This is a genomic window from Rhodovulum euryhalinum (assembly GCF_004342445.1).
Classification (GTDB): Bacteria; Pseudomonadota; Alphaproteobacteria; order Rhodobacterales; family Rhodobacteraceae; genus Rhodovulum; species Rhodovulum euryhalinum.
The window spans coordinates 70,250-91,688 of record NZ_SLWW01000008.1; the positions used below are offsets into that span (position 1 = coordinate 70,250).

17 protein-coding genes are annotated in these 21,439 nt (G+C 69.6%); all 17 read right to left on the bottom strand.

Going from position 1 to position 21,439, the window contains the following annotated elements; genetic code table 11:
• Positions 1 to 75: 75 nt before the first annotated feature.
• Complete coding sequence (locus EV655_RS10940) at positions 76 to 516, bottom strand: hypothetical protein (protein WP_165905326.1); 441 nt, start codon at positions 514 to 516, stop codon at positions 76 to 78.
• Complete coding sequence (locus EV655_RS10945; RefSeq protein WP_132544747.1) at positions 516 to 2,582, bottom strand: glycosyltransferase; 2,067 nt, start codon at positions 2,580 to 2,582, stop codon at positions 516 to 518. Before EV655_RS10945 ends, EV655_RS10940 begins: the two co-directional genes overlap by 1 nt.
• The gene (locus EV655_RS10950) at positions 2,579 to 3,664 is read right to left on the bottom strand and encodes a glycosyltransferase family protein (RefSeq protein ID WP_132544749.1); all 1,086 of its coding nucleotides are present in this window, start codon (positions 3,662 to 3,664) and stop codon (positions 2,579 to 2,581) included. The genes EV655_RS10945 and EV655_RS10950 overlap by 4 nt, the downstream gene beginning before the upstream one ends.
• A gap of 5 nt (positions 3,665 to 3,669) precedes the next feature.
• Positions 3,670 to 3,993 carry a hypothetical protein gene (locus tag EV655_RS10955; RefSeq protein WP_132544751.1) on the bottom strand — a complete coding sequence of 108 codons (324 nt, stop codon included), beginning with the start codon at positions 3,991 to 3,993 and terminating at the stop codon, positions 3,670 to 3,672.
• Between the two features lie 72 nt (positions 3,994 to 4,065).
• Positions 4,066 to 6,000 (bottom strand): hypothetical protein, encoded by a 1,935-nt coding sequence (locus tag EV655_RS10960; protein WP_165905327.1) that lies wholly within the window; start codon positions 5,998 to 6,000, stop codon positions 4,066 to 4,068.
• Between the two features lie 150 nt (positions 6,001 to 6,150).
• A complete protein-coding gene (locus EV655_RS10965; protein WP_132544755.1) occupies positions 6,151 to 7,872 on the bottom strand; it encodes an IlvD/Edd family dehydratase in 1,722 nt (573 codons plus the stop codon).
• 9 nt (positions 7,873 to 7,881) lie between these two features.
• A complete protein-coding gene (locus EV655_RS10970; protein WP_132544757.1) occupies positions 7,882 to 9,324 on the bottom strand; it encodes an NAD-dependent succinate-semialdehyde dehydrogenase in 1,443 nt (480 codons plus the stop codon).
• A gap of 7 nt (positions 9,325 to 9,331) precedes the next feature.
• Positions 9,332 to 11,176, bottom strand: a complete 1,845-nt coding sequence (locus EV655_RS10975) for a thiamine pyrophosphate-binding protein (RefSeq protein ID WP_132544759.1) — start codon at positions 11,174 to 11,176, stop codon at positions 9,332 to 9,334.
• A 28-nt stretch (positions 11,177 to 11,204) separates the two neighbouring features.
• Positions 11,205 to 12,737 carry a tripartite tricarboxylate transporter permease gene (locus tag EV655_RS10980; protein ID WP_132544761.1) on the bottom strand — a complete coding sequence of 511 codons (1,533 nt, stop codon included), beginning with the start codon at positions 12,735 to 12,737 and terminating at the stop codon, positions 11,205 to 11,207.
• Between the two features lie 55 nt (positions 12,738 to 12,792).
• The gene (locus EV655_RS10985) at positions 12,793 to 13,305 is read right to left on the bottom strand and encodes a tripartite tricarboxylate transporter TctB family protein (RefSeq protein WP_132544763.1); all 513 of its coding nucleotides are present in this window, start codon (positions 13,303 to 13,305) and stop codon (positions 12,793 to 12,795) included.
• Between the two features lie 4 nt (positions 13,306 to 13,309).
• A complete protein-coding gene (locus EV655_RS10990; RefSeq protein ID WP_132544765.1) occupies positions 13,310 to 14,272 on the bottom strand; it encodes a Bug family tripartite tricarboxylate transporter substrate binding protein in 963 nt (320 codons plus the stop codon).
• 107 nt (positions 14,273 to 14,379) lie between these two features.
• Positions 14,380 to 15,312, bottom strand: a complete 933-nt coding sequence (locus tag EV655_RS10995; protein WP_132544767.1) for a sugar phosphate isomerase/epimerase family protein — start codon at positions 15,310 to 15,312, stop codon at positions 14,380 to 14,382.
• A 42-nt stretch (positions 15,313 to 15,354) separates the two neighbouring features.
• Positions 15,355 to 16,374 (bottom strand): xanthine dehydrogenase family protein molybdopterin-binding subunit, encoded by a 1,020-nt coding sequence (locus EV655_RS19015; RefSeq protein ID WP_165905328.1) that lies wholly within the window; start codon positions 16,372 to 16,374, stop codon positions 15,355 to 15,357.
• Complete coding sequence (locus EV655_RS19020; RefSeq protein WP_165905329.1) at positions 16,374 to 18,251, bottom strand: molybdopterin-dependent oxidoreductase; 1,878 nt, start codon at positions 18,249 to 18,251, stop codon at positions 16,374 to 16,376. The genes EV655_RS19015 and EV655_RS19020 overlap by 1 nt, the downstream gene beginning before the upstream one ends.
• The gene (locus tag EV655_RS11005) at positions 18,244 to 19,149 is read right to left on the bottom strand and encodes an FAD binding domain-containing protein (protein WP_132544769.1); all 906 of its coding nucleotides are present in this window, start codon (positions 19,147 to 19,149) and stop codon (positions 18,244 to 18,246) included. The genes EV655_RS19020 and EV655_RS11005 overlap by 8 nt, the downstream gene beginning before the upstream one ends.
• Positions 19,150 to 19,209: 60 nt before the next feature.
• Positions 19,210 to 20,373 (bottom strand): zinc-dependent alcohol dehydrogenase, encoded by a 1,164-nt coding sequence (locus EV655_RS11010; protein WP_132544771.1) that lies wholly within the window; start codon positions 20,371 to 20,373, stop codon positions 19,210 to 19,212.
• A 67-nt stretch (positions 20,374 to 20,440) separates the two neighbouring features.
• A complete protein-coding gene (locus EV655_RS11015; RefSeq protein ID WP_132544773.1) occupies positions 20,441 to 21,328 on the bottom strand; it encodes an IclR family transcriptional regulator in 888 nt (295 codons plus the stop codon).
• Positions 21,329 to 21,439: the final 111 nt, after the last annotated feature.

Genomic DNA, 21,439 nt, shown 5'->3' on the forward strand with positions numbered 1-21,439 from the left:
CTTCAGCGATCCTCCGTCAAGGGTCATCCGGTCGCGGCGGAACGGGGATCGCGCGGGCGCCGCACCGGACCGTCCCTAGCCCAGCAGGCCGATATCACGGCCATCGACGATGATCGCGAGGTCCCAGAACCGCGTCAGTTCGGCCTCGACCGCCCGCGCGGCGGCTTCGTCGCCCGCCGGCACGCGTTCGACCCGAAAGCCGAACCGTTCGAACCCCGACTGGTCGAGCCGCGACAGGATCACCGGGATCACCCGCCGTTCGATCGCCGCAGCCGAAAGGCGCAGCGCCGCCCGGGCCGGATCCGCCAGCGGCTCGGCGATGCGCACGCCGATCCGCGACAACGTCGCGTCACCTTCGGCCCGCCGCCAGAGCGCGGCCGAGGGAGGCACCGCGCCGCCCGCCGGCAGCATCCGGCCGTGGGCGGGGCCCGCCGCACCGTCGCGGATCAGCGCATCCAGATCATCGGGCCGGGCGGTCGTGATCCGGCCCAGAACGGCGCTCCATGCCGGATCCATCATCCATCCTCCCCGGTGCTCAGGATCAGCCGCGCGGCCTCGGCCGCCCCGGGCGCGGGCAAGTCGACCGCGGCAAGCGCCGTGCGGAACCGAGCGGCCGCATCGCCGTCGAGGAAATCGGCCAGCACCCGTTCCAGCCGCAAGAGTTCGGTTTCGGCGATGGTCTCGCACAGGCCGCGTTCGGCCAGCGCCGCGGCGCGGCGGGCCTGATCGTCGAGATAGGGCGCGCTTTGCGGCAGCAGCACCGCGGGGATGCGATGATAGAGGATCTCGTGGACCGAGTTGTAGCCCGCGGCCGAGATCACCAGGTCTGCGGCAAGGCAAAGCGACAGCGCCTCGAAGGTTTGCACCACGCGGGTATTGGGCCAGGCGTAAAGCCCCGCCGACACGTTCGCGCCGGGCCAGACCACGACGAGGTGCAGGACCCGGCTGGCCACCATCCCCGCGATCGCCTGCAACTGCGCGGTCCGGTCCGACGCGACCCCACCCCCGAGCATCGAGATCACCAACCGCTCGAACGGCCGGGCAAACCGTTCGGCGAGGCGTGCGCGCAGGCTGACGGTCGCCCCGGGATCGGCAGCGGCCTGACGGACGATCGGCCCCACGTAATGCACGCGCGGGCTGAAGCTGTAGATGTCGTTCAGTTCCGGGAACGCCTCGGAGGGCACGATCACCTTGTCGAAGATCCGCTCCCGGTCCAGCGCGGCGTCGCTCGACTGCCCTTGCGGCCACAGTCCGCGGCGAATCCAGATCGCCGACAGGCTGCGTTCCTGCACCGTGCGGAAGATCGAATCGAAGACATAGCCGCCATCGAACACCAGCCGGTCGCCGCGGCCCAGCGTGCGCGACAGGCGGAGATAGCTCAGCACGTCATTGGCGTAGGACTCGGGATGGGCCTCGCTTTTCTGCACCAGCGGCAGGCAGTCATAGCCGCGCCGCTGGATCATCGGCACGCAGGACGGGAAGGCGGCAAAAACCGGATGAATGTCCCTGGGCATCGCATCGGCGATCACCGCGCAGCGTTGCGCATGGCCAAGCCCCACCCCGTTCGTGGGCAGGAACAGCGTGCGGCGCGCGGGGACCGCGGCGGGCGCGGCCGCCGGGCTGGACGGGACAAGCCCCGCCGCCGTCTCGAGCCGCACGATATCGGCGGCGGTGACCCAGGGCGAGTTGACGACCTGCGCGCCGATCTGGGCGAGGTTCACGAACACCGTGTCGGTCAGGTAGGGGTCAAGCGCAGCCAGATCCTGCGGCCCCCGCAGCACCGGCGCACCCTGACCGAGGAAGGCCCGGTCCTCGGTGCAGTCGATCACCACGCCGCCCGACGCCATCAGGCAGACCGCCAGCGCGGCCATCCGCTCGCCCGGGACGCCCTGCCCGAAGACCGCGAAGACATCGGTGCCCGCAGCCTGCGTGACCGGCGAAAGTTCGGTGAACGTGACCACCGGCAGGTCGTGGTGGCGCGAGCCCCGGATCCGGTCCCGTTGCTCGGCATTGACGATCAGCCGCAGGCCGAAGGCCGCGCGCTGGCTCATCTGGGCAAGCAGCGGCAGCACATTCGCCCCCTTGAGCACGTTCGCCCCCAGCGCCACGGTCAGGACCGGCACCCGGCCGATCGGGCGCGGCCGGGCGGCACGTTCAGCCAGCAGGGGCGTCTTTGCGCGGGCGATCAGGGGACGGGGCTGAATCTCGGACAGGTCGATGACCCTGGGCTCGCGGCCAAGCGCGTAGGCAATCCTCGCACGCGCGCCCAGATAGCCCTGGTGGTCGGCGAACCGCCCGGTGGCGACCACCGGCACATCGGGACCCAGCGACCGCTCGCGCAGCGCGGCGAGCACCCGGTCCTCGAGATCCTCGGCCCCGAGCAGGAAGACGGCCTCGACCGACAGATCCCCGGGATCGACAAGGAAGGGCGCGGCCTCGTAGGTGCGGCCGCGGTCCAGGTCACCGGGCAACCCGCCCGCATCGATCGCCACCCGGTGGCCGCGCGCGGCAAGCTGCGCGGCAAGGATCAGTTGCGCGTCAAAGGACCGCTGGCTGCGGCTGCCCGCCTCGACAAGGATCATGCCGCCCTGCCCTGAAGTTCACCCGATATGAGCGCCTCGAACCGGGCGGAAAAAGCCGTCTCGGAATACCGGTCGAGCGCCGCCTGACCGCGCGCCGCCTGCGCCGCGTAGGCCGCCGGATCGGCCACCAGCCGCGCGATGGCCCCGTCCACCTCGGCAGGCGTGCAGGCCACCACGCCCGGGCCAAATGCGGCGCCGGTCTCGGGGTCGGTCAGCACGACCTTGCCCGCGGCCAGCGCCTCGGCAATCACCCGGCCAAAGCTTTCGCGCCATGTCGGCGCCGTGAAATACACAAGGAAATCAATCATCCCGAAAAACGCCTCGACCCCGATCGCGCGGAACGGCAAAAGCGTCCAGTGCGGCCGCAGCACTTCGGCCGCAAGCAGCATGTCCGCCCCGAGGATCACGTTGGCCTCGGCATGCGGCGGAAAGCAACGGTCGAGATCGGCAAGCGGTGGAAATTTCTCGAAACTGGGGCGGGAATGTCGTCCGCGACGGTCGCGCGGCAGGACGGCTGGCGCAGTGCGCGGCATCTCGCAGATGTTGAACCAGTCCGCCTCCAGCACCTTCCAGCACGGGCGCCCGGGCCGGGAGGCCAACCAGTCGGTCACCGTGGCGCGGTTATGCGCCGACACCGGCGCGATCGACTTGCTGAGCGCAAGCGAGGCGCGGTCGATCCGGTCGAGGCAGGCAGCCACGTCGAACCCCTCGGCCCCGCCCGGCCGCAGGAAATTCTCGTGCGCGACGACGACAAGGTGGCGCGCGACGATCCGGCCGCCGAAGGAAGGCTGCGCCTTGAGGAAGACCGGGTTGTGCAGGAGGACAAGATCGGCGCTGATTTCGGCCGCGTTCCATTCCAGCGGCAGGCCCAGATCGTCCAGCACCTCGCGGAGCGGCGGCGCCACCTGCCGCTCGGGTCCGAGCATCGCCGAACTGCGGGCATGGACCGTGACCCGCGCCAGCCGCGCGGCAACGCGCAACTCTGCCGCCACCGCCGCCGATGTGCCGCCCGAGAAACGCGGGTCGATCACATAGGCAAGGTGCGGCGCGCGCGGCTGGCGGGGCGTTCCGGGTGCAGCCATCGGGGTCAGTAGATCCCGGGGAACGCGGCCCCGCGGGACACCACGCCGTCCCTCTGTTCAAGGGGCGGAGCAGCCACGAAATCGACCCTCAGCCGCCCGCCGGACACGGTCGTGGCAAATCTCCGCAGTTCCGCCGACAGCTCGTCCTCGCCCAGCAGCAGGTCGGGGTTCTGCTCGAGAAACGCAAGCAGCCCGCGCGTGTCGTTGCGCGTCAGAAGCGCATCAATGACGCGCAGCTGATCAAGCGTCGGTTCGGCCGCCCGCGCCGCGAGCGATCCGACGATCAGCATGAGCCCCGTCACGATGGCGATCAGTCTTCTATCGGGCATGCCCGTTCCTCGCACCCTTCTGGTTGCCGCGGCCTGCCCCCCGGGGCCGTTCCCTGATATCCCGTCCCTTGGTCATGGGCCAGCCGCCTGTCTGAGCTTGCGGATCAGCCGGGTCTTCAGCCGCGCGGCGATCTGGGCGTCGGTGGGCTGTGCGCTGCGGCGGATGGCAACGGGCTTTGCCACCTGGGCCGGCGCCCGGGACGGGCCCGCAAGCCAAAGCTCGAGCCGCCCCGGCAGCGGCTTGCGCGCCAAATCGGTGAAGTCGCGCACCACCGCACCAATCTCCGCGGCCAGCGTCTCGGCTGCCGCGGCATCACCGCGGTGGAAGTACCGCACATCCGTCTCGGCCAGCCTGACCTGCACCCGCGCGGGATCGGCCAGCCGGTAGCCGACCCCGGTCAGCGTCTCGGTCAGCGCGCCAAGCGTGTCCTCTGCAAGGGCGCTTGGCGCATAAACACTGACAAGAACATCGGGCACGGGCGGGCGCGGCGGTGGCGGCGCCGCGGCGGGCTGCGGGTCGGGTGGCCTGCCGATGTCGAGCCGACCGTGCGGCGCGCGCGGAACGGCGAACGAGACGCCCGGCGCCTCGACCCGTGGCAGCGCGCGCCCGGAAGCGGTCGCGGCGGGAACCGCTCCGGGATCGGCTTTCGACCAGACCGCGGCAATCGGCTGCGGCACAGGCGGCGCGAAACCGGCCGGACCCGGCTCGGGCAGGGCCGGCTGCGGGGCGGGAGACGGGAAAGCGGGGGTACCGAGCACGGCAAGCAAATGCCGCGGCGCGGGCTCGGCCTCGGGACTGGCCAGCGGGACGAGCCTGGCCGCAAGCACCGGGACAGGCCGGGCCGGCGGCTGTGGCGCGGCCTCGTCAGGTGCCGTTACGACGGGCCGCCGACCGGGCGCCGGAAAGCCGGGAAGCCCGGCCGGAGCTGCGGCCAAGACGGGGGCTGGGGCCGGTTCGGCGGCCGGCCCGGTCAGCGCGTCGGCGTCGGTCAGGACCGCAGGCCGTTCCGGCGGGCCAGGCGCCACGGGCAAAAGACCCGATCCGGCCGTTTCGGTGCGGAGCCGCAGCAGCACCGGCAGACCGACAACACCGCGCTCGGCAAACGCGGTGGTTTCGACGGGTGTCTCGGTGGCGGGTACCATAGGGGCGGCGATCCGCATTGCCACCACCGGCGCGGAGGCGGCGGGCCCCTCGGCAAGAGGCGGCGCGGGCGGTGGCGCCCCGGGAGCCGCGGTCCGCGGGGGCTCGGCCATGGCGACGGGTGCCGGTACCGATGCCGGAGCGGCAGGCGCGGGCGCCTTGGCCAGCGTCGCGCCCGCACGCTCCAGCAGAGCCGGCAGTTGCATCGCCCCGATACCGACGGCCAGCCCCATCCCGAACGCACCTGCAACGAGCACCGTCCACCGGCTTCGGTCGCGCGCGGGGGCTGCGGCGTCGCGCTGGCCGGCGCGCGCCCGGGCAAGCGCGGTCTCGAGCCGGGGTGCCATCGGCACGGCGAGCGCAGGACCGGGGCCGACCGGCGCGGCCATGGCGGGCGGCTGCCCGAACGCGGGCTGCGGCGCGGAAGCAGCAGCCCGCCGCGGCACATCGGCGGCATGCGGCACGGGGCGATTCGGCTCGGCCATGGGTGGCGGGGCGGGCGGCACCTGACGGAACGGCGCGTCAAGACCGACGCCGCGCTCTACCGCGCCGGCCTCAGCCTCGCGCAGCGCCCGCAGCGCGGCGACGACGCGCGCAGCCCCCTGCCCCGGCGTGGCAGGCGCGGTGTGAACCTCGGAACACAGCTGCGCAGGCTTTGCCTGGGCGGCCTTCGCGGCAAGGGCCTTCTCGCGCTGGCGACGCGCCTCATCAAGGCGCTTCTCCCACGCCTCGGAGTTCAGGAGTTCGACTATCCTCGCGCGATCATCGCCGCAAACGCCGGAAACCGACGGCGATGACCCCGCACCCGTCCTCTCGCCCATCGAATCCCAACCCCCCAAAGTGGGATACCCGGCCAGCAAAAGCATCGCGGCATCATCGGGAGAAAACGTCCCCCGTGCAGATGCGGAATGGCAGTCCGCATCCCCCGTCTGTCATCATACGCAAACGGCACCCACGGAACAACGCCGCAATTCCGTCACAATCCGTTCCCGTGGCGGCACCACCGGGGACGGAGGTCAGGCGCTGCCGCTGACGGGCTTGAGAAAGGCGAAGTCGCAGCCCTCGTCGGCCTGAAGCACGTGCTCGGCATAGAGCCGGTCATAGCCCCGCCGCGCCTCGGGCGGCACGATGCCGGGGCTCCAGTCCGCGCGGCGGCGGTCGAGTTCCGCGTCGTCCACCAGCAGGTCGATCCGCTTCCCTGCCACCGACAGGCGGATCCGGTCGCCCGTGCGCACCAGCGCCAGCGGCCCGCCGATCGCGGCCTCGGGGGCGACATGCAGGACGATGGTGCCGAAGGCGGTGCCCGACATCCGCGCGTCCGAAATGCGGATCATGTCCTTGAGCCCCTTCGACGACAGCTTCTTCGGGATCGGCAGATAGCCCGCCTCGGGCATGCCGGAGGCGCTTTTCGGCCCGGCGTTCTGCAGCACCATGATGTCGTCGGCGGTGATGTCGAGATCGGGGTCGTCGATGCGCGCGGCGAGGTCTTCGAGCGAGGAAAAGACCACCGCCCTGCCCTCGTGCTCGAACAGGCTTTTGTCGGCGGCCGAGCGTTTCAGGATCGCGCCCCGCGGCGCGAGGTTGCCGAACAGCGCGACGAGGCCGCCCTGAGGTTCCAGCGGCGCTTCGGCCGAGGCGATCACGTTGCGGTCGACAAAGCCGGGATCGGTTTCCAGCCGGTCCCCCAGCGTTTCGCCGGTGACGGTCAGCGTGTCGAGATGCAGCAAGGGTTTCAGTTCGCGCAGCACGGCCCCTACCCCGCCCGCGAAGAAGAAATCCTCCATGTAGTGGTTGCCCACCGGTTTGAGGTTCACCAGCACCGGGGTTTCGTCGGAAAGTTCATTGAGGCGGGCGAGCGGAATGTCGATCCCAAGCCGTCCGGCGACCGCGGTCAGGTGGATGACCGCGTTGGTGGACCCGCCCAGCGCCAGCAGCACCCGCAGCGCGTTCTCGACCGATTTCCCGGTGATGACCTGGCTGGGCCGGATCGGATGATCGATCATCCTTGCGGCGGCCAGCCCCGAGGCCTCGGCCGCGCGCAGGCGGTCGGCATGGACCGCCGGGATCGCCGCGGTTCCGGGCAGCGCCATGCCCAGCGTCTCGGCGATGCAGGCCATGGTCGACGCCGTGCCCATAACCGCGCAGGTGCCCGCGGTGGTGGCCAGCCGCCCCTCGATCTCGTTGATTTCCGCGGTGGAAATCTCGCCCGCGCGATACTTGCCCCAGAAGCGGCGGCAATCGGTGCAGGCGCCCAGCCGTTCAGTGCCATAGCGCGAGGTCATCATCGGCCCGGCGACCAGTTGCACCGCCGGCAGGTCGGCCGAGGCCGCACCCATCAGCTGGGCGGGCACCGTTTTGTCACAGCCGCCCACCAGCACGACGGCATCCATCGGCTGGGCGCGGATCATCTCCTCGGTGTCCATGGCCATGAGGTTGCGGAATTTCAGGCTGGTGGGGTTCAGGAACACCTCGCCCAGCGAGATGGTGGGAAACTCGATGGGCAGCCCGCCACCCAGCAGGACGCCGCGTTTGACGGCCTCGATCAACTCGGGGAAATGCCGGTGGCAGTTGTTGAAACCCGACGCGCTGTTGGCGATGCCGACGATGGGTTTCTTCAGCACCTCGCGGGAGTAGCCCATCGAGGCTGCGAAGGAGTTGCGCAGGTAGACCGAGAAATCGCGGTCGCCGTAATTCGTGAGACCGCGGGCAAGGCCCCGGTCCGTGGTTTCGTCACTCATTTTAAACCCTTACCGCGCGAGCTTCATCTTGACGTATTTCGGATCGAGATAATCGTGGAGGCCCAGCGACCCGCCCTCGCGGCCCATCCCGCTTTCCTTGATGCCGCCGAAGGGGGCTTCGGCGGTGGCGAGCAGCATCTCGTTCACGCCGATCATGCCGCATTCGAGGTCTTCGTAGGCTTTCGTCGCCGTGGTCAGGTCATTCGAGAAGACGTAGCCCGCCAGCCCGAAGGGCAGCGAGTTCGCCCGTTCCATCACCTCGTCATAGGTGCGGAAGGGGGTGATGGGGGCGATGGGGCCGAAGGGTTCCTCGCGCATCACGCGGGCGTCGTCGGGGACGTGGCCCAGCACCGTGGGCGCAAAGAAGAAGCCGCGGTTGATGCCCTCGGGGCGGCGGCCGCCGGCGAGGATTTCCGCGCCCCGGTCCACCGCGTCGGCCACGAGGTCCTGGATGGTCGAGAGGCCGCGGGCATTCGCCATCGGGCCCATCTGCACGCCCTCGTCGAGGCCGCGACCCAGCTTCAGCCCGTTCGCCACCTCGGCGAAGCGCTTGGAGAACCGGTCGTAAAGGGAGTCGTGGACGTAGAACCGGGTGGGCGAGATGCAGACCTGGCCGCAATTGCGGAACTTGGTGGCGGCGCAGGTCTCGGCGACTTTCTCGGGGTCGACATCGTCGAAGATCAGCACCGGGCCGTGGCCGCCCAGTTCCATCGACACGCGTTTGACGCCGTCAGCGGCCAGCCGCAGGATCTCCTTGCCGACGGGGACCGACCCCGTGACCGACACCTTGCGCACGATGGGCGAGGCGATCAGGCGCTCGGCGATCAGGCCGGAATTGCCGGTCAGGAAGTTGACCGCCCCCGCGGGCACGCCCGCATCGTGGCAGGCGCGGATGAGGGCGGCGCAGGAGGCGGGGGCCTCGCCCGCGGGTTTCACGATGATCGAACAGCCCGCGCCGAGGGCGGCGGCGATCTTGCGCGCCGGGAGCAGCGCGGGGAAGTTCCAGGCGCTGAAGGCGGCGACCACGCCCACGGGTTGATGGATCACGGCCATGCGGGCATCGGGCGTGCGCGCCTCGATGATCTGGCCGTAGATGCGCTTGGTCTCCTCGGCATACCATTCGAACTGGTCGGCGGCGGCGCCTGTCTCGCCCCGCGCCTCGGCCAGCGGCTTGCCGGTTTCCAGCGACATCAGCGTGGCGATCTCGTCCACGCGGGCGCGGATCAGGTCCGCCGCGCGGCGCAGTATCGCGCCGCGCTCCCACGTCCCGGTCTGGCGCCACTGGGCAAAGCCCGCCCTGGCGGCGGCAAGGGCCGCGTCGATATCGGCCTCGGTCGCCACCGCGATGGTGCCAAGCTGCTCCTCGGTCGCGGGGTCGTGGACGCCACGGGTCGCCCCGTCGCTGGCCGCGCGCCAGTCGCCGCCGATGAACAGGTCCAGATCGTGATACATGTGTCCCTCAGATGTTCTGTTGCAGGTAGCGCGACTGGACGTCGTCGACCCAGTTGCCGACATTCCAGCTGCCATAGGCGCCCATTTCCGAAATCGGATCGCGCCCGTTGTAGACGGGGATATGGACCAGCGAGAGCCCGTCATGGGCGTGGGCCTGTTGCAGCGCCGCCTCGAGGTCCTTGAGTGAATGGCCGCCGTAAAGCGCCTTCACCCCCGCGACCGCGGCGGCCATCTTGACGTAGTCGACGGCGACGCTGTCGTTCGTGGCGAATTCCACGCCGTATTGCGCGTATTGCAGGCCGGTGATCGCGGCCATCCGGCGGTTGTCGAAGAGCGCGATCATGCCGCGCACCCCATGTTCCACCGCGTCGATCAGCACCTGCGGGTTCATCATGAACGACCCGTCGCCGGTGAAGGCGATGGCGTATTTCGGGTCGCGCGCGCCCGCCGCGCCCATCAGCGCCGAGACCGCGAAACCCATATAGGAGGCGCCGGTTTCGGTGAAGGTTTCGCCCGGCGCGTCATCCTCAACGATCTGGAAGCCGTTGGCCTGCACGTCGCCCGCGTCGAAGAACTTGATGGCATCGTGGGCCTTGGCGAAACGGGCGACCGCGCCGATGGCGGCGGGCTGGGTGAGGCAGTCGCGCCCGAAGGTCGCGTCGTGCAAGGGCGGCGCCGAGAGGCGGCTTTGCTTGAAGGCGGTCCATTCGGCTTTCTTGGCGGCGCAGGCGGCGAGCCACTCGGGCCGCTCGGCCCGTTCGGTGGCGGCGATCAGGCGCTCGGCCACCGCGCCCACGTCGCCGGGCAGGCAGATGGTGTTGGCGTAGTGGCTGACATCGTCCAGATCGCCGTTGATGTTGATGACAGCGCGCGCGTTCGGATAGCCCACGCCCGAGCAATCGGCCTGGCAGACGCCGCGGGAGCCCGCGAAGATCACCAGGTCGGCCTCTTCCATCGCGAAATTGCCGCTGATCGAGCCCTTGGAGCCGCCCACATGCATGTTCTGCGGATGCGCGTCGGGCAACACGCCGGTGGAGCCGGGCGACAGGACCACCGCCGCGCCCAGGTGTTCGGCCAGCCGCCGGATCGCCCCGGGCGCGCCGCGGGTGCCGCCACCGGCCTTGATCACGGGGCGTTCGGCTTTCGCCAGCAGCTCCCCTGCCCGCTCGAACACGCCGCTGCCGCCCGCGGGGGCCATGCGCGGCACGTCCAGCCGGCCAGGCAGCGTGGCGAGGTTCAGTTCGGCCTGCTGCGGCTGGGTGTTGATCGGCAGAAGGATGTAGAACGGCCCGGCCTTGTAGGGGTGATGGGTGCAGGCGGTGCCGCGGCGCAGGCATTCGCGCAAGGCTTCGGGCGTGTGGAGCGTGTAGGACTGGCCCATCAGCGCGGTGATCCGGCCGAACATGCCCTGTTCGGGCTTGGGCACCTGCTGCATGTTGTAGCCCTCGCCCCGGGTCGTCTCGTCGCCGTAGATGTGGTAGACGCCGATGCCGTTCGAGGCGGCCGCGAGCGAGCCCGCCATCGCCTGCAGCGCGCCCGGCCCGATCGACGTGACCACGGCGGGGGTTTCGCCGTAGACCCAGGCGTGCGCCGTGGCGGCATGTGCCATCTCGACCTCGTTGCGGCAGTGGATCACGCTGACCTGCCCCTCCTCGGCATAGACGCGCAGCACGTTGCCCAGATCGGTCGAGCCATGGCCGAAGATCGCGAAGAAGGTGCGCACCCCCTGCCGCAACAGGCCCAGCACCAGCCCCTCGGACAGCGTCAGCGTGGCCTGCGCGGGCAGGCGGCCGGCGGCCAGCGCCTGGGCGACGCCCCCGGATTCGGCCAGCGCGCGGGCACGCTCGCGCATCTGGGCCTCAAGGGGCGTATCGGGGCGGTCATTCGGATGGGGTGACTGAAGCACTTGCCTTGTCCTCCGTTCTGCGGGCGGAAAGCGTGGCGCGGGTGGCGCGGACGACCTGGGTGCCGACGATCAGCACCGCGAGGCCCAGGAACACGGCGGCGGGAAGGGATCCGACGAAGACCGACGGATCGCCTTCGGACAGGATCATGGCGGTGCGGAACTCGCGCTCGATCGCGGGGCCAAGCACGAGGCCCAGGATGATCGGCGTCAGCGGGATGCCGACCCGCATCAGCCCGTAGGCCATGGCCCCCAGCACCGCGACCGAGATCACGTCGAAGACCGAGTTGCGGATCGCGAAGGCGCCATAGGCGCACATGATGATGATCCCGACCGCCAGAAGGTGGGCGGGCACGCGCAGCACCTGCACGAAGAAGCGGATGCCCAGAAGCTGGATCGCGACGACCGAGACATAGGCCACGATGATGGCAAGGTAGATCTGGTAGATCTCGCCGGGGTTCTGGATGAACAGCATGGGCCCCGGGATCAGACCGTGGATCAGCAGCCCCGACAGCAGGATCGCGGTGGCCGGGTCCCCGGGGATGCCCAAGGACAGCAGCGGGATCATCGCGCCCCCCGTCACCGCGTTGTTCGCGGTTTCGGGCGCGACGACGCCCGCCATCTCGCCCTTGCCGAAGCGTTCGGGGCGTTTCGAGGATTTCTGCGCATGGGCATAGGCCAGGAACGCCGCGATCGGCCCGCCCGTGCCGGGGATCGCGCCGATGCCCGTGCCCAGCAGCGCGCAGCGCAGCATCAGCCAGAAATCCCGCAGGATGTCGCGGATGGTGGGCAGTTCGGCGCGGACATCGGCCACCGCCTCGATCCGGCGACCGCCGGTGTAGTGGTCGACAAAGGCGTCGATCACGTGCGGCACGGCGAAAAGCGCGATCATGGCGACCAGCAGGCTGATGCCCTGCTGCATCACCACCGTGCCGAAGGTCAGCCGCTGCACGCCCTCCATCTCGTCGATGCCGATGGTCATCACCATCAGCCCCAGCACACCCGCGATCAGCCCCTTGACCAGCGATTTCTGCGCCAGCCCGCAGATCGTCGACAGCCCGAAGACCAGCAGGCCGAAGGTCTCGGCCGGGCCGAAGCGCAGCGCCAGTTTCGCCACCATGTCGACCGAGACGACCATCACGATCAGGCTGACGATGCCGCCGAAGGCCGAGGCCACGACCGCCGTGCCCAGCGCCAGCGACGCCTTGCCCCGGCGCGTCAGCGGATAGCCGTCCAGCACCGTCGCCGCCGCCGAGGGCGTCCCGGGGATGCCCAGCAGGATCGCCGGGACCGAGCCCCCGGTCATGCCGCCGATATAGGTGCCGAGCAACAGCCCGATGGCCGGCGCGGTCTCCAGCGAAAAGGACATCGGCACCACCAGCGCCATGGCCACCGTGAAGGTCAGCCCCGGGATCGCCCCGAAGATCACCCCCAGAAGCGTGCCCGCCAGGACCGCCAGAAGGGCCGCGGGCGCAAGCGCCACCTGGGCTGCGGTCAGCAAGAGGTCCATGGGTTCCTTCCCGTCGTTGAACGGCGGGCCCCGGGATGCGGGCCCCGCCGCGCGTTCAGAAGAGCGATATCCAGGTGCCCCGCGGCATGTAGGCGCCGAGCACCTGACCGAAGGCGAGCCACGCGCCCACCGCGATCCCCAGCGCCATGCCCGCCACGATCAGAGGGCGGCGTTCGCCGAGGACGACCACCAGCGTCGCCGCCACGGTCAGCGCGGTCGCGGGCAGGAAGCCGATCTTCTGCATCAGCACGCCGTAGACCGCGATGATACCGCAGACCGCCGCGACCAGCCCGAGCCGCAACCCGGTCGAGACCGTGGCGCCCGCGGGCGGGTCGTCGTCCTCGGCGTCCGCGGGCGGGGGACTGCCGCGCAACCCCCGGCCGAACAGCACCGCCGACAGCACCGCCAGCGCGACCCCGAGCCAGAACGGAAAGGCTCGGGGCCCGATGCCGTCGAAGCCCGGCGGCACCGTCCGCCAGACCGTCGCCGTCCAGGCCAGCGCGAACAGCAGAAGGATGCCCCCCGCGATCAGGTCCAGGCGGCGGCTCTGGTCGGGCTCCGCGCTCATCGGATCACTGCGCCTTGAGGCCGAGCTGGCCCATCAGGTCCGCGATCGTCCTGTCGTCGCGGGCGATCAGCTCGCCGAAGGCGGCGTGATCGGCATAGTCGACCTCGAAGCCGATGGTCTGCGCGGCGGCCTTGAACTCCTCGCTTTCGGTGGCCATCTTCGCGGCCTCCTCCAGCTTGGCGACCGTCTCGGGTGGCGTGCCCGCGGGCGCGGCCAGGCCCCGCCACATCACCAGATCCAGGCCCTCGGCCCCGCTTTCGGCGCAGCTCGGCACGTCGGGCAGTTGCGATATCCGCTTGGCCGAGGTGACGCACAGGATCTTGAGCGTGCCCGCCTCGTGGTGCGAGATGAACTGGCCCGGCCATTGCAGCGCGGCGTCCAGACGGCCTGCGATCAGCTCGACCGGCGCGCGGCCCTGGTCATAGGGGACGTGCACGGCCATGTCCGACAGCCCCACCGCGGCGAGGATCGCCTCGGTCGACAGGTGCGTGAACGACCCCTTGCCCGAGGCCCCGACCTTCAGCTTGGCGCCGCTCGCCTTGATGTCGGCGGCCATGTCGGCCAGCGAATCCCAGCCGGAATCGGCACGCACCGCAAAGGCCGGCACCTCGACCGAGATCTTGGCGATGGGCTGGAACGCGGTATGGTCGAAGCCGATCTTGCCGCCGTGATAGCTGGTGCTGATCGAGTTCGAGTTCCAGACGATGTTGTAGCCGTCCGCGGCCGTGCCGTGGACATGCTGATAGCCGACCGCCCCGCCGCCGCCGGTGCGCGCGACCGGCACCACAGGTTCGGGCATGTGCTTGGACATCAGGTCCGCCAGCAACTGCCCGATGGTCTGGGCGGTGCTGCCGAACAGGATGGTCATCTCGACCGGCTTTTCCGGAAACTCGGCCCGGGCCGGGGCCGCAAGGCCCACGGCCATCGCCGCCGACACAAGGACGGACGCGAAAATCCCCTTCGTCATCGTGGTTCTCCTCCCTCTCGAAATGCCGCTTGGCGCGGCGTGCGGCAGTCCTCCACTGCCAGTTCATTCTGCGGCTCGCCCCTCCCGCGGGCGACCCGTCCCTTTGGTCAGTCTGGTCGCTGGGACAGCGCCCAGGCGTCGCGGATCACCCGCTTGGCGTTGGCCATGATCACCTCGGAGACCTCGCCGGCCAGCACGGGCCGCACCTCGGCGCTGACCACCGGGCGCACGGGCTTGTCGAAGAAGCCGACCTTGCGAAGCTCCCTGAAGAAGGTCACGACCTCGGGCGTATCCGTCTCGCCGCCGGGGATGCCGAAGCGGGGCTGGATGTCGCCATAGGCGGGGTGCGACTTGTCGCGGAAGGCGCAGTTGCCCAGGTGCACGGCGTCCAGCCACTCGGCCATGAGGGGAATGCTTTCCTCGGGCTTTTCGTCGAGCAGCGGGAAATGGCTGAGATCGGTCAGCAGGCCGAAATTCGGGTAGTCCGGGCGAATGGCCTTGGCGATGTCCACCGCATCCCCCACCGGGCCGATCAGGTTCTTCTTGTCGATGCCGCGGTCGAAGATCTTCAGCGTGAAGGCCAGCCCGTCCTTCTCCTCGGCCGCGTAGTCAAGGATCTGGTGCAGCGAGTCGATCAGCAACTTCTTGGCCTCGTCGCGCTTGGCGTCGCCCGGGTCCTTGCCGGCGATCAGGCGGACCACCTCGGCGCCGAGCTGGCGCGCCTCGTCCACCGCGCTCTTGATCTCCTGCACCGCCTTGGCACGTTCGCCCGTGTCGAAATGGTTGAGGTTCAGCTTGTTGGTCAGCGATTTCGGCTGGGTGGCATAGGCGACCGACAGGTGGCTCTGGTCCAGCAGGTGACGGGCGGTGTTCCTGACCCGGTAATCCTTCATCCAGCCCACCTCGACGGCGGTCCAGAACTCGTCGGCGCAGATCTTCTCCAGCGTCTCGACGATGGGCCCCGCGCCCGTCTCGATGCCGGGGAAGGCCTTGAAATGGACGATGCCGACCCGCATCGCGCTGTACATCGAGGTTTCCATGCTCTCTCCCTGTCCCTCGTGCCGCCCTCGCGGCACCCCTTGCTATTCCGCGGCCTCGCGGGCGGCCGCCGCGCGGGCCTGTTTCTCGGCGATGGCCGCCAGCACCTTTTCCGGCGTCGCGGGCAGCGACCGGATGCGCACGCCCACCGCGTCGTGGATCGCGTTGATGATCGCGGGCGCGGTCGGCACCAGCGCGGGCTCGCCGATCCCCTTGGCGCCCAGCGGGCTGAGGGGGTCGGGGTCCTCGACCAGGATCGAGGTGATCTCGGGCACGTCCAGCGCGGTCGGCAGGATGTATTTCGCGAACCCATGCGTCACCGGATGGCCGTTCGCGGTCTGGTAATCCTCCATCAGCGCCTGGCCCAGGCCCTGCACCACACCGCCCTCGATCTGGCCCTCGACGCCGCGGGGGTTGATGACCCGGCCCACGTCATGGGCGGCCCAGAGGCCGAGGACCTGCACCTCTCCGGTCACCGTATCGACCTCGACCTCGGCGACCTGGGTGCCGAAGACATAGGCCTGCCAGGGCGCCCCCGAGCCGTCCTCGGGGTTCAGCCCCGTGCCGTGCGCGGCGAAATGTCCCGCGCCCACCGGCACCACGCCGCGCCGTTTGCACAGGTCCACCGCCTCGGCCATGGTCATGGCGAGGTTGGTGCCCTCGGCGCGCAACTCGCCGTCGAAGGCGACCAGCGTGCCCGCGTCCACCTCCCAATGGGCGGCGATTTCCGCGAACAGCCGGGCCTTCGCCTCGCGGCAGGCGAGCGCCACGGAATTGCCGATCATGTAGGTCTGGCGCGTGGCGCCCGCATGGGCCGCCTCGGGCGAGCGCGCGGTATCGTTGTCGCCGATGGTCACGTCCTCGGGGCGGATGCCCAGTTCCTCGGCGGCGATCTGGGCGAGCACCGTCAGGATGCCCTCGCCGATCTCGGTCACGCCGGTCACCACCTTGGCGGTGCCGCCGTCATCCAGTTCCGCCCAGGCGCCGGCGCGGTCCACCGTGGCGGTCCGCGCGATGCCGTACCAGCTTGCCGCGACGCCGCGGCCGCGCATCTTGCGTTGCATCAGGCCACCCTTTCCTTGCTGTCCTTCGGCGTCTCGAACCGCGCGCCCAGCGTGCAGGGCGCCCGCGTGCCCGGGCCCCCAAGGTCGCCCCGCATCGGTCCGCGCATGGTGGGCGCACCCGGCTCCCAGCGTGACGCCTGTTCGGCCGCCTCCAGCACCCGGTCGATCGAGGCCGAGGTCAGCCGTTGCTGCGTGTGGGTGAGCGAGCCCGCCCGCATCATGTTGCGCCGCCGGATCTCGAACGGGTCGAGGCCCAACCGTTCGGCGGCGATGTCCATCATGCTTTCGGTGGCGAACTGCGCCTGCATGCCGCCGAAGGTGCGGAAGGCACCCGACGGCGTGTTGTTGGTGTAGACGGCGGTGGTGTCGACCTGGAGGTTCTCGATCTCGTAGGGGCCGCAGGACAGGATCGCTGCCTTGCGCATCACGCCCTCGGACGACATGCCATAGGCGCCGCCATCGGACAGCATCTCGAACCGGATCGCGGTGATGCGGCCGTCCTTCGTCAGCCCCATGCGGTATTTCACGCGGGAGGGGTGGCGTTTGGCCGAGGCGATGATCGATTCCTCGCGGGTGAAGACGAGGCGCACGGGGCGGTCGGTCTTCATCGCGGCCAAGGCCAGCATGCCCTGGTAGATCATGTCCTCCTTGCCGCCGAAGCCGCCGCCGACGGGCGACATGATGAAGCGCACCTTGTTGATGGGCCTCGCGATGATCTCGGACAGCATGTGGCGGTGGTGGGTGATGTTCTGGCTGGGCGAAATGACGGTCACGACGTCATCGGCATCCACGTAGGCCAGCCCCGCCTCGGGTTCGAGATAGGCATGTTCGACCTGCTGGGTCGAGAATTCGTCCTCGAGGATCAGGTCGGCCTCGGCGAAGCCCTTGTCCACGTCGCCCTTCCGGATCGGGATGTGCTTCACCACGTTGTCGGGGGCGTAGTCGTGGATGACGGGCGCGCCGGGTCTCAGCGCGTCCTCGGGGTCGAAGAGGCCCGGCAATTCCCGGTACTCGACCCTGATCTTCGCAAGCGCGCGGCGGGCGGTGGCGACGTCCTCGGCGGCCACCGCGGCGACCGCCTCGCCGACATGGCGAACCTTGCCGCGGGCCATCACCGGCTGGTCATGGACGAAGACGCCGAAGCCGTCCTTGCCCGGCACATCGGCCGAGGTAATGACGCAGGCCACGCCCTCCACCGCCTCGGCCTCGGAGGTGTCGATGGAGACGATCTCGGCATGGGCATGGGGCGAGCGCAGGACGGCCATGTGCAGCATGCCCGGCATCACCATGTCGCCCGCGTATTTCAGCCGCCCGGTCACCTTGGAGGGCGCATCCAGCCGCCGGACATTGTGGCCGATATAGCTCTCGCCCACGCCTTCCGGCTCCAGCACGGCGGGGCTGGCGCGGCCCGTCACCACGTCGCGGGCGAGCGCCACGGCCTCGATGATCTTGGTATACCCCGTGCAGCGGCAGATATTGCCGCCCATGCGTTCCTTGATCTCGTCAAGGCTGGCCTCGGGCGCCTCGCGCAGCAGCGAGGTCGCGGCCATCACCATGCCGGGGATACAATAGCCGCACTGGCTGGCCCCGGTCTTGTGGAACGCCTTCTGGAGGACGTCCAGTTCGCCCGGCCTGGCCAGCCCCTCGACGGTCTGGATATCGGCGCCTTGCGCCTTGGCGGCGGGCATCAGGCAGGATTTCACCAGCTTGCCATCGACGAACACGCTACAGGTGCCGCATTCCCCGGCGCCGCAGCCTTCCTTGGTGCCGGTCAGGTTGAGTTCATCGCGCAGGAAATCCAGCAGGCGCTGGCCGGGGTCGGCACGGCGCGTCACCTTGCGGCCGTTCACCCGCATGTCCAGTGTCATCTCAGGCATGGAGAGCCTCCTTGCGTTGGGCGACACGCGCCCGCTCTGCGGCCTCTTCCAGCGCGGCGCAGACAAAGCCCGGCACCACGCGGCGGCGATAGTCGACGCGGCTCCGCGAGGCGACGCGGGCAGCCGTGGCCGCGGCGGCATCTTCGATCAGGCGGGTGTCGACCGGTTCGCCCTTCAGACGGTCCTCGATATCGCGCAGGCGTTCCGGCACCGGGCCGACACCGCCCAAGGCGAGGCGCACGTCCGCGAAGCGGGTGCCGGTCTCGTCCAGTTTCACCAGGGCGGCGACGCAGGCGACGGAAATGACCAGCGAGCGGCGCTGGCCGACCTTCTGGAACGACGCGCCATAGCCGTCGGCGCAGTCGAGCGTCACGGAATTCACAAGCTCGCCGGGAGCAAGCCGCGTGGCGCCGGGGCCGGTCACGAAATCCTCGACCCGCATGGTGCGGCACAGGATGTGATCGCCCGCCCAGCGGCACAGTTCCAGTTCGCCGTTCAGCGCAAGGACGGGCGGCGTGCCGTCGGCCGCCGGAGAGGCGTTCACCAGGTTGCCCGCCAGCGTCGCCTGCTGGCGGATCTGGTCGTCGGCGAACCAGACCGCGCAATGGGGCATCACCGGCAGCCAGCGAGCGAGTTGCGCGTCGTCCAGGAAATCCTGCCAGACGGTGTTGGCGCCCAGTCGGACCCGGGAACCATGACGTTCATGGCCCTGCAATTCCGCGACCCGGCTGAGGTCGATCCCCAGCGGCAGGTCCACGTCGCCCGCGCGCCCCTCGCGCGCCCAGGGCAGGATGTCGGTCGCGCCCGCCACCAGCCGCGCGCCCTCGGGGGCATCCGCCCACAGCGCCAGCGCCTCGGGCAGCGTCGCGGGCATCTCGTATCGGTCGAATGTCAGCATGTCCCTGGCCCCTCCCTTGGCCATGGACGGGGCCGCCTGTCCCGGGGCGGCCCCGAAGGGTCATTCGGCGGCCACGCGCCTGGCCTCGGCGTGCTTGTTCTTCACCACGACCTTGATCGCGTCCTCGACCCGGTCCTTGGCGTAGCGGATCGCCTCCTTGAGGTCCTCCATCTCGAAGGTATGGGTGTGGATCAGCGTGGCGTCGAACCGCTTCTGCCGCATGAACGCCTCGGCCCGATGGGTCGCGGATTTCCCTTCGCCGCGAATCCCGTAGACGTAGATGTTGTTGCGCACCAGATGCGCCACGTCGACCTGCGGCGGCTCGCCCGGGAAGGCGGCGAGGCAGACCTTGCCGCCGCGGTTGACCATCTGGCAGGCCTCGTTGATCGCGTTGGCCGCGGCGGAACATTCCAGCACGTAATCGACGCCCACCCCGCCGTTCAGACGCTTGACCGCCTCGACCGGGTCCTCGTTGCGGACGTTGACGACGTAATCGGCGCCCAGCTTCTTGCCCATTTCCAGCCGGTTGTCGCGGGTGCCGGTCAGGATGACGGGCTGCGCGCCCAGCGCCTTGGCGACCGCCACGCCCAGAAGGCCGATCGGGCCGGGCCCCGTGACCACCACGCTTTCGCCCGCGACCAGCCCGCCAAGCTCGGTCAGGCCATACATCGCGGTGCCGGCGGTCACGACCAGCGTCGCCTCCTCGTCCGACATGCTGTCATCGACATGGATCAGCGTGTTGATGTTGTTGACCTGGTATTCGCAGAACCCACCATCGGTGGTGAAGCCGTTGGCGCGGTGGCCCTTGTCCACGTCGCCGTAATTCTTGCCGTAGTTGTGGCAGGACGTGTACATGCCCTGCCGGCAACGCTTGCACTGGCCGCAGCCGGCGTGGATTTCCACGGTCACCCGCTCGCCGATCCTGTATTCATCGACGCCCGGGCCCAGCGCCACCACGGTGCCCATGTATTCGTGCCCCGGCGTGAAGTTCTTGTTGAAGGGCGCACCGCCCTCGATCTGGGCCGGCGGCCCGTGATAGATGATCTCGAGGTCGGTCGCGCAGATCGCCACCGCGTCGATCCGGACCAGCACCTCGGCCCGCTTCGGCACCGGTACCGGCTTCTCGGCAAGCGTCAGCTCGCCCGGATCGCCCAGCACCCAGGCCTTCATCGTCTCGGGGATCGGATAGGCGCTATCCGTCCTTACGCCCGCTGGCATCGCCATCTGGATTTCCTCCCTTTGGTCCCTGTTTTCCCGTGTCTTTCCCGCTTCAGATGTGCCGCCCCTCTCCCTAGTGGCGGCTCAGACGCAGCCGGTCCGACAGCTTGCGGGCGCAGCCCACGACCTCTTGCGCGACATGCTCGCGGCAAGGTTCGGTCGCCAGCGCCACCGGCATCGAGGCCGAGATCGAGGCGATCACCGCGCCCTTCTCGTCCCTGAGCGCCGCGCCATAGCAGACCACGCCCGTCTTCAACTCCTCGTTGTCGACCGCAAAGCCGTTGCGGCGGACCCAGCGCAACTCCTCGGTCAGATCCGCAAGACTGGTGATCGTCCGGTCGGTGAAGCGTTGCAGCCCGTTTTCCGAGATGATCTTGAGCACCTGGTCCTCGGGCAGCCAGGCAAGGATCGCCTTGCCCGTGGCCGTGGCATGGGCCGCGCGCATCTTGACCACCTCGTCGGCCTCGATCACGTGGGTCTCGGCCACGTTGGCCTTGAACCGGGTCACCAGCGCGGCGCCCTGCATCTCGGCCAGTTGCACGCTCAGCCCCAACTGGCCCGACAGGCCGATCAGGTCGGTGCGCGCGAAATCGGACAGGTCCGCCTTGCGTGCGTTGGTCTCGGTCAGTTCCTGCAACCGCGAGGACAGCATGTATCCACGGTTGCGCCCGGCGTTCAGCACATAGCCACGCTCGACCAGGGTGGCGATCAGGTGGTGGCAGGTCGAGACGTTCAGCCCGGCGCGGGCCGCGACCTCGCCCAGCGCCAGCGCATCCGGCGCGGCGGCGAGGATCTCGATGATCGTCAGGGCACGTTCGACCGACTGGATGCGCCGTGCGCCCTTGTCGGCGGACGCGTCCGACGCGCCCCCGGCGGCAAGCCCCGCCGGCCCGTCCTGCCGCACGGCATGTGTTCGCGCAGTTTCGGTCACGATGTCCTCCCCGCACAGACGCTGGCCCATGGTTGGATTCGCGTCAAGTTATTTTCTATATATCGAAGTGTATTTGACATTGTGAAATAAACTCCAAAATGTTCGCTTGACTTGTCGAGATGCAGTCCTATACCGCCCCAT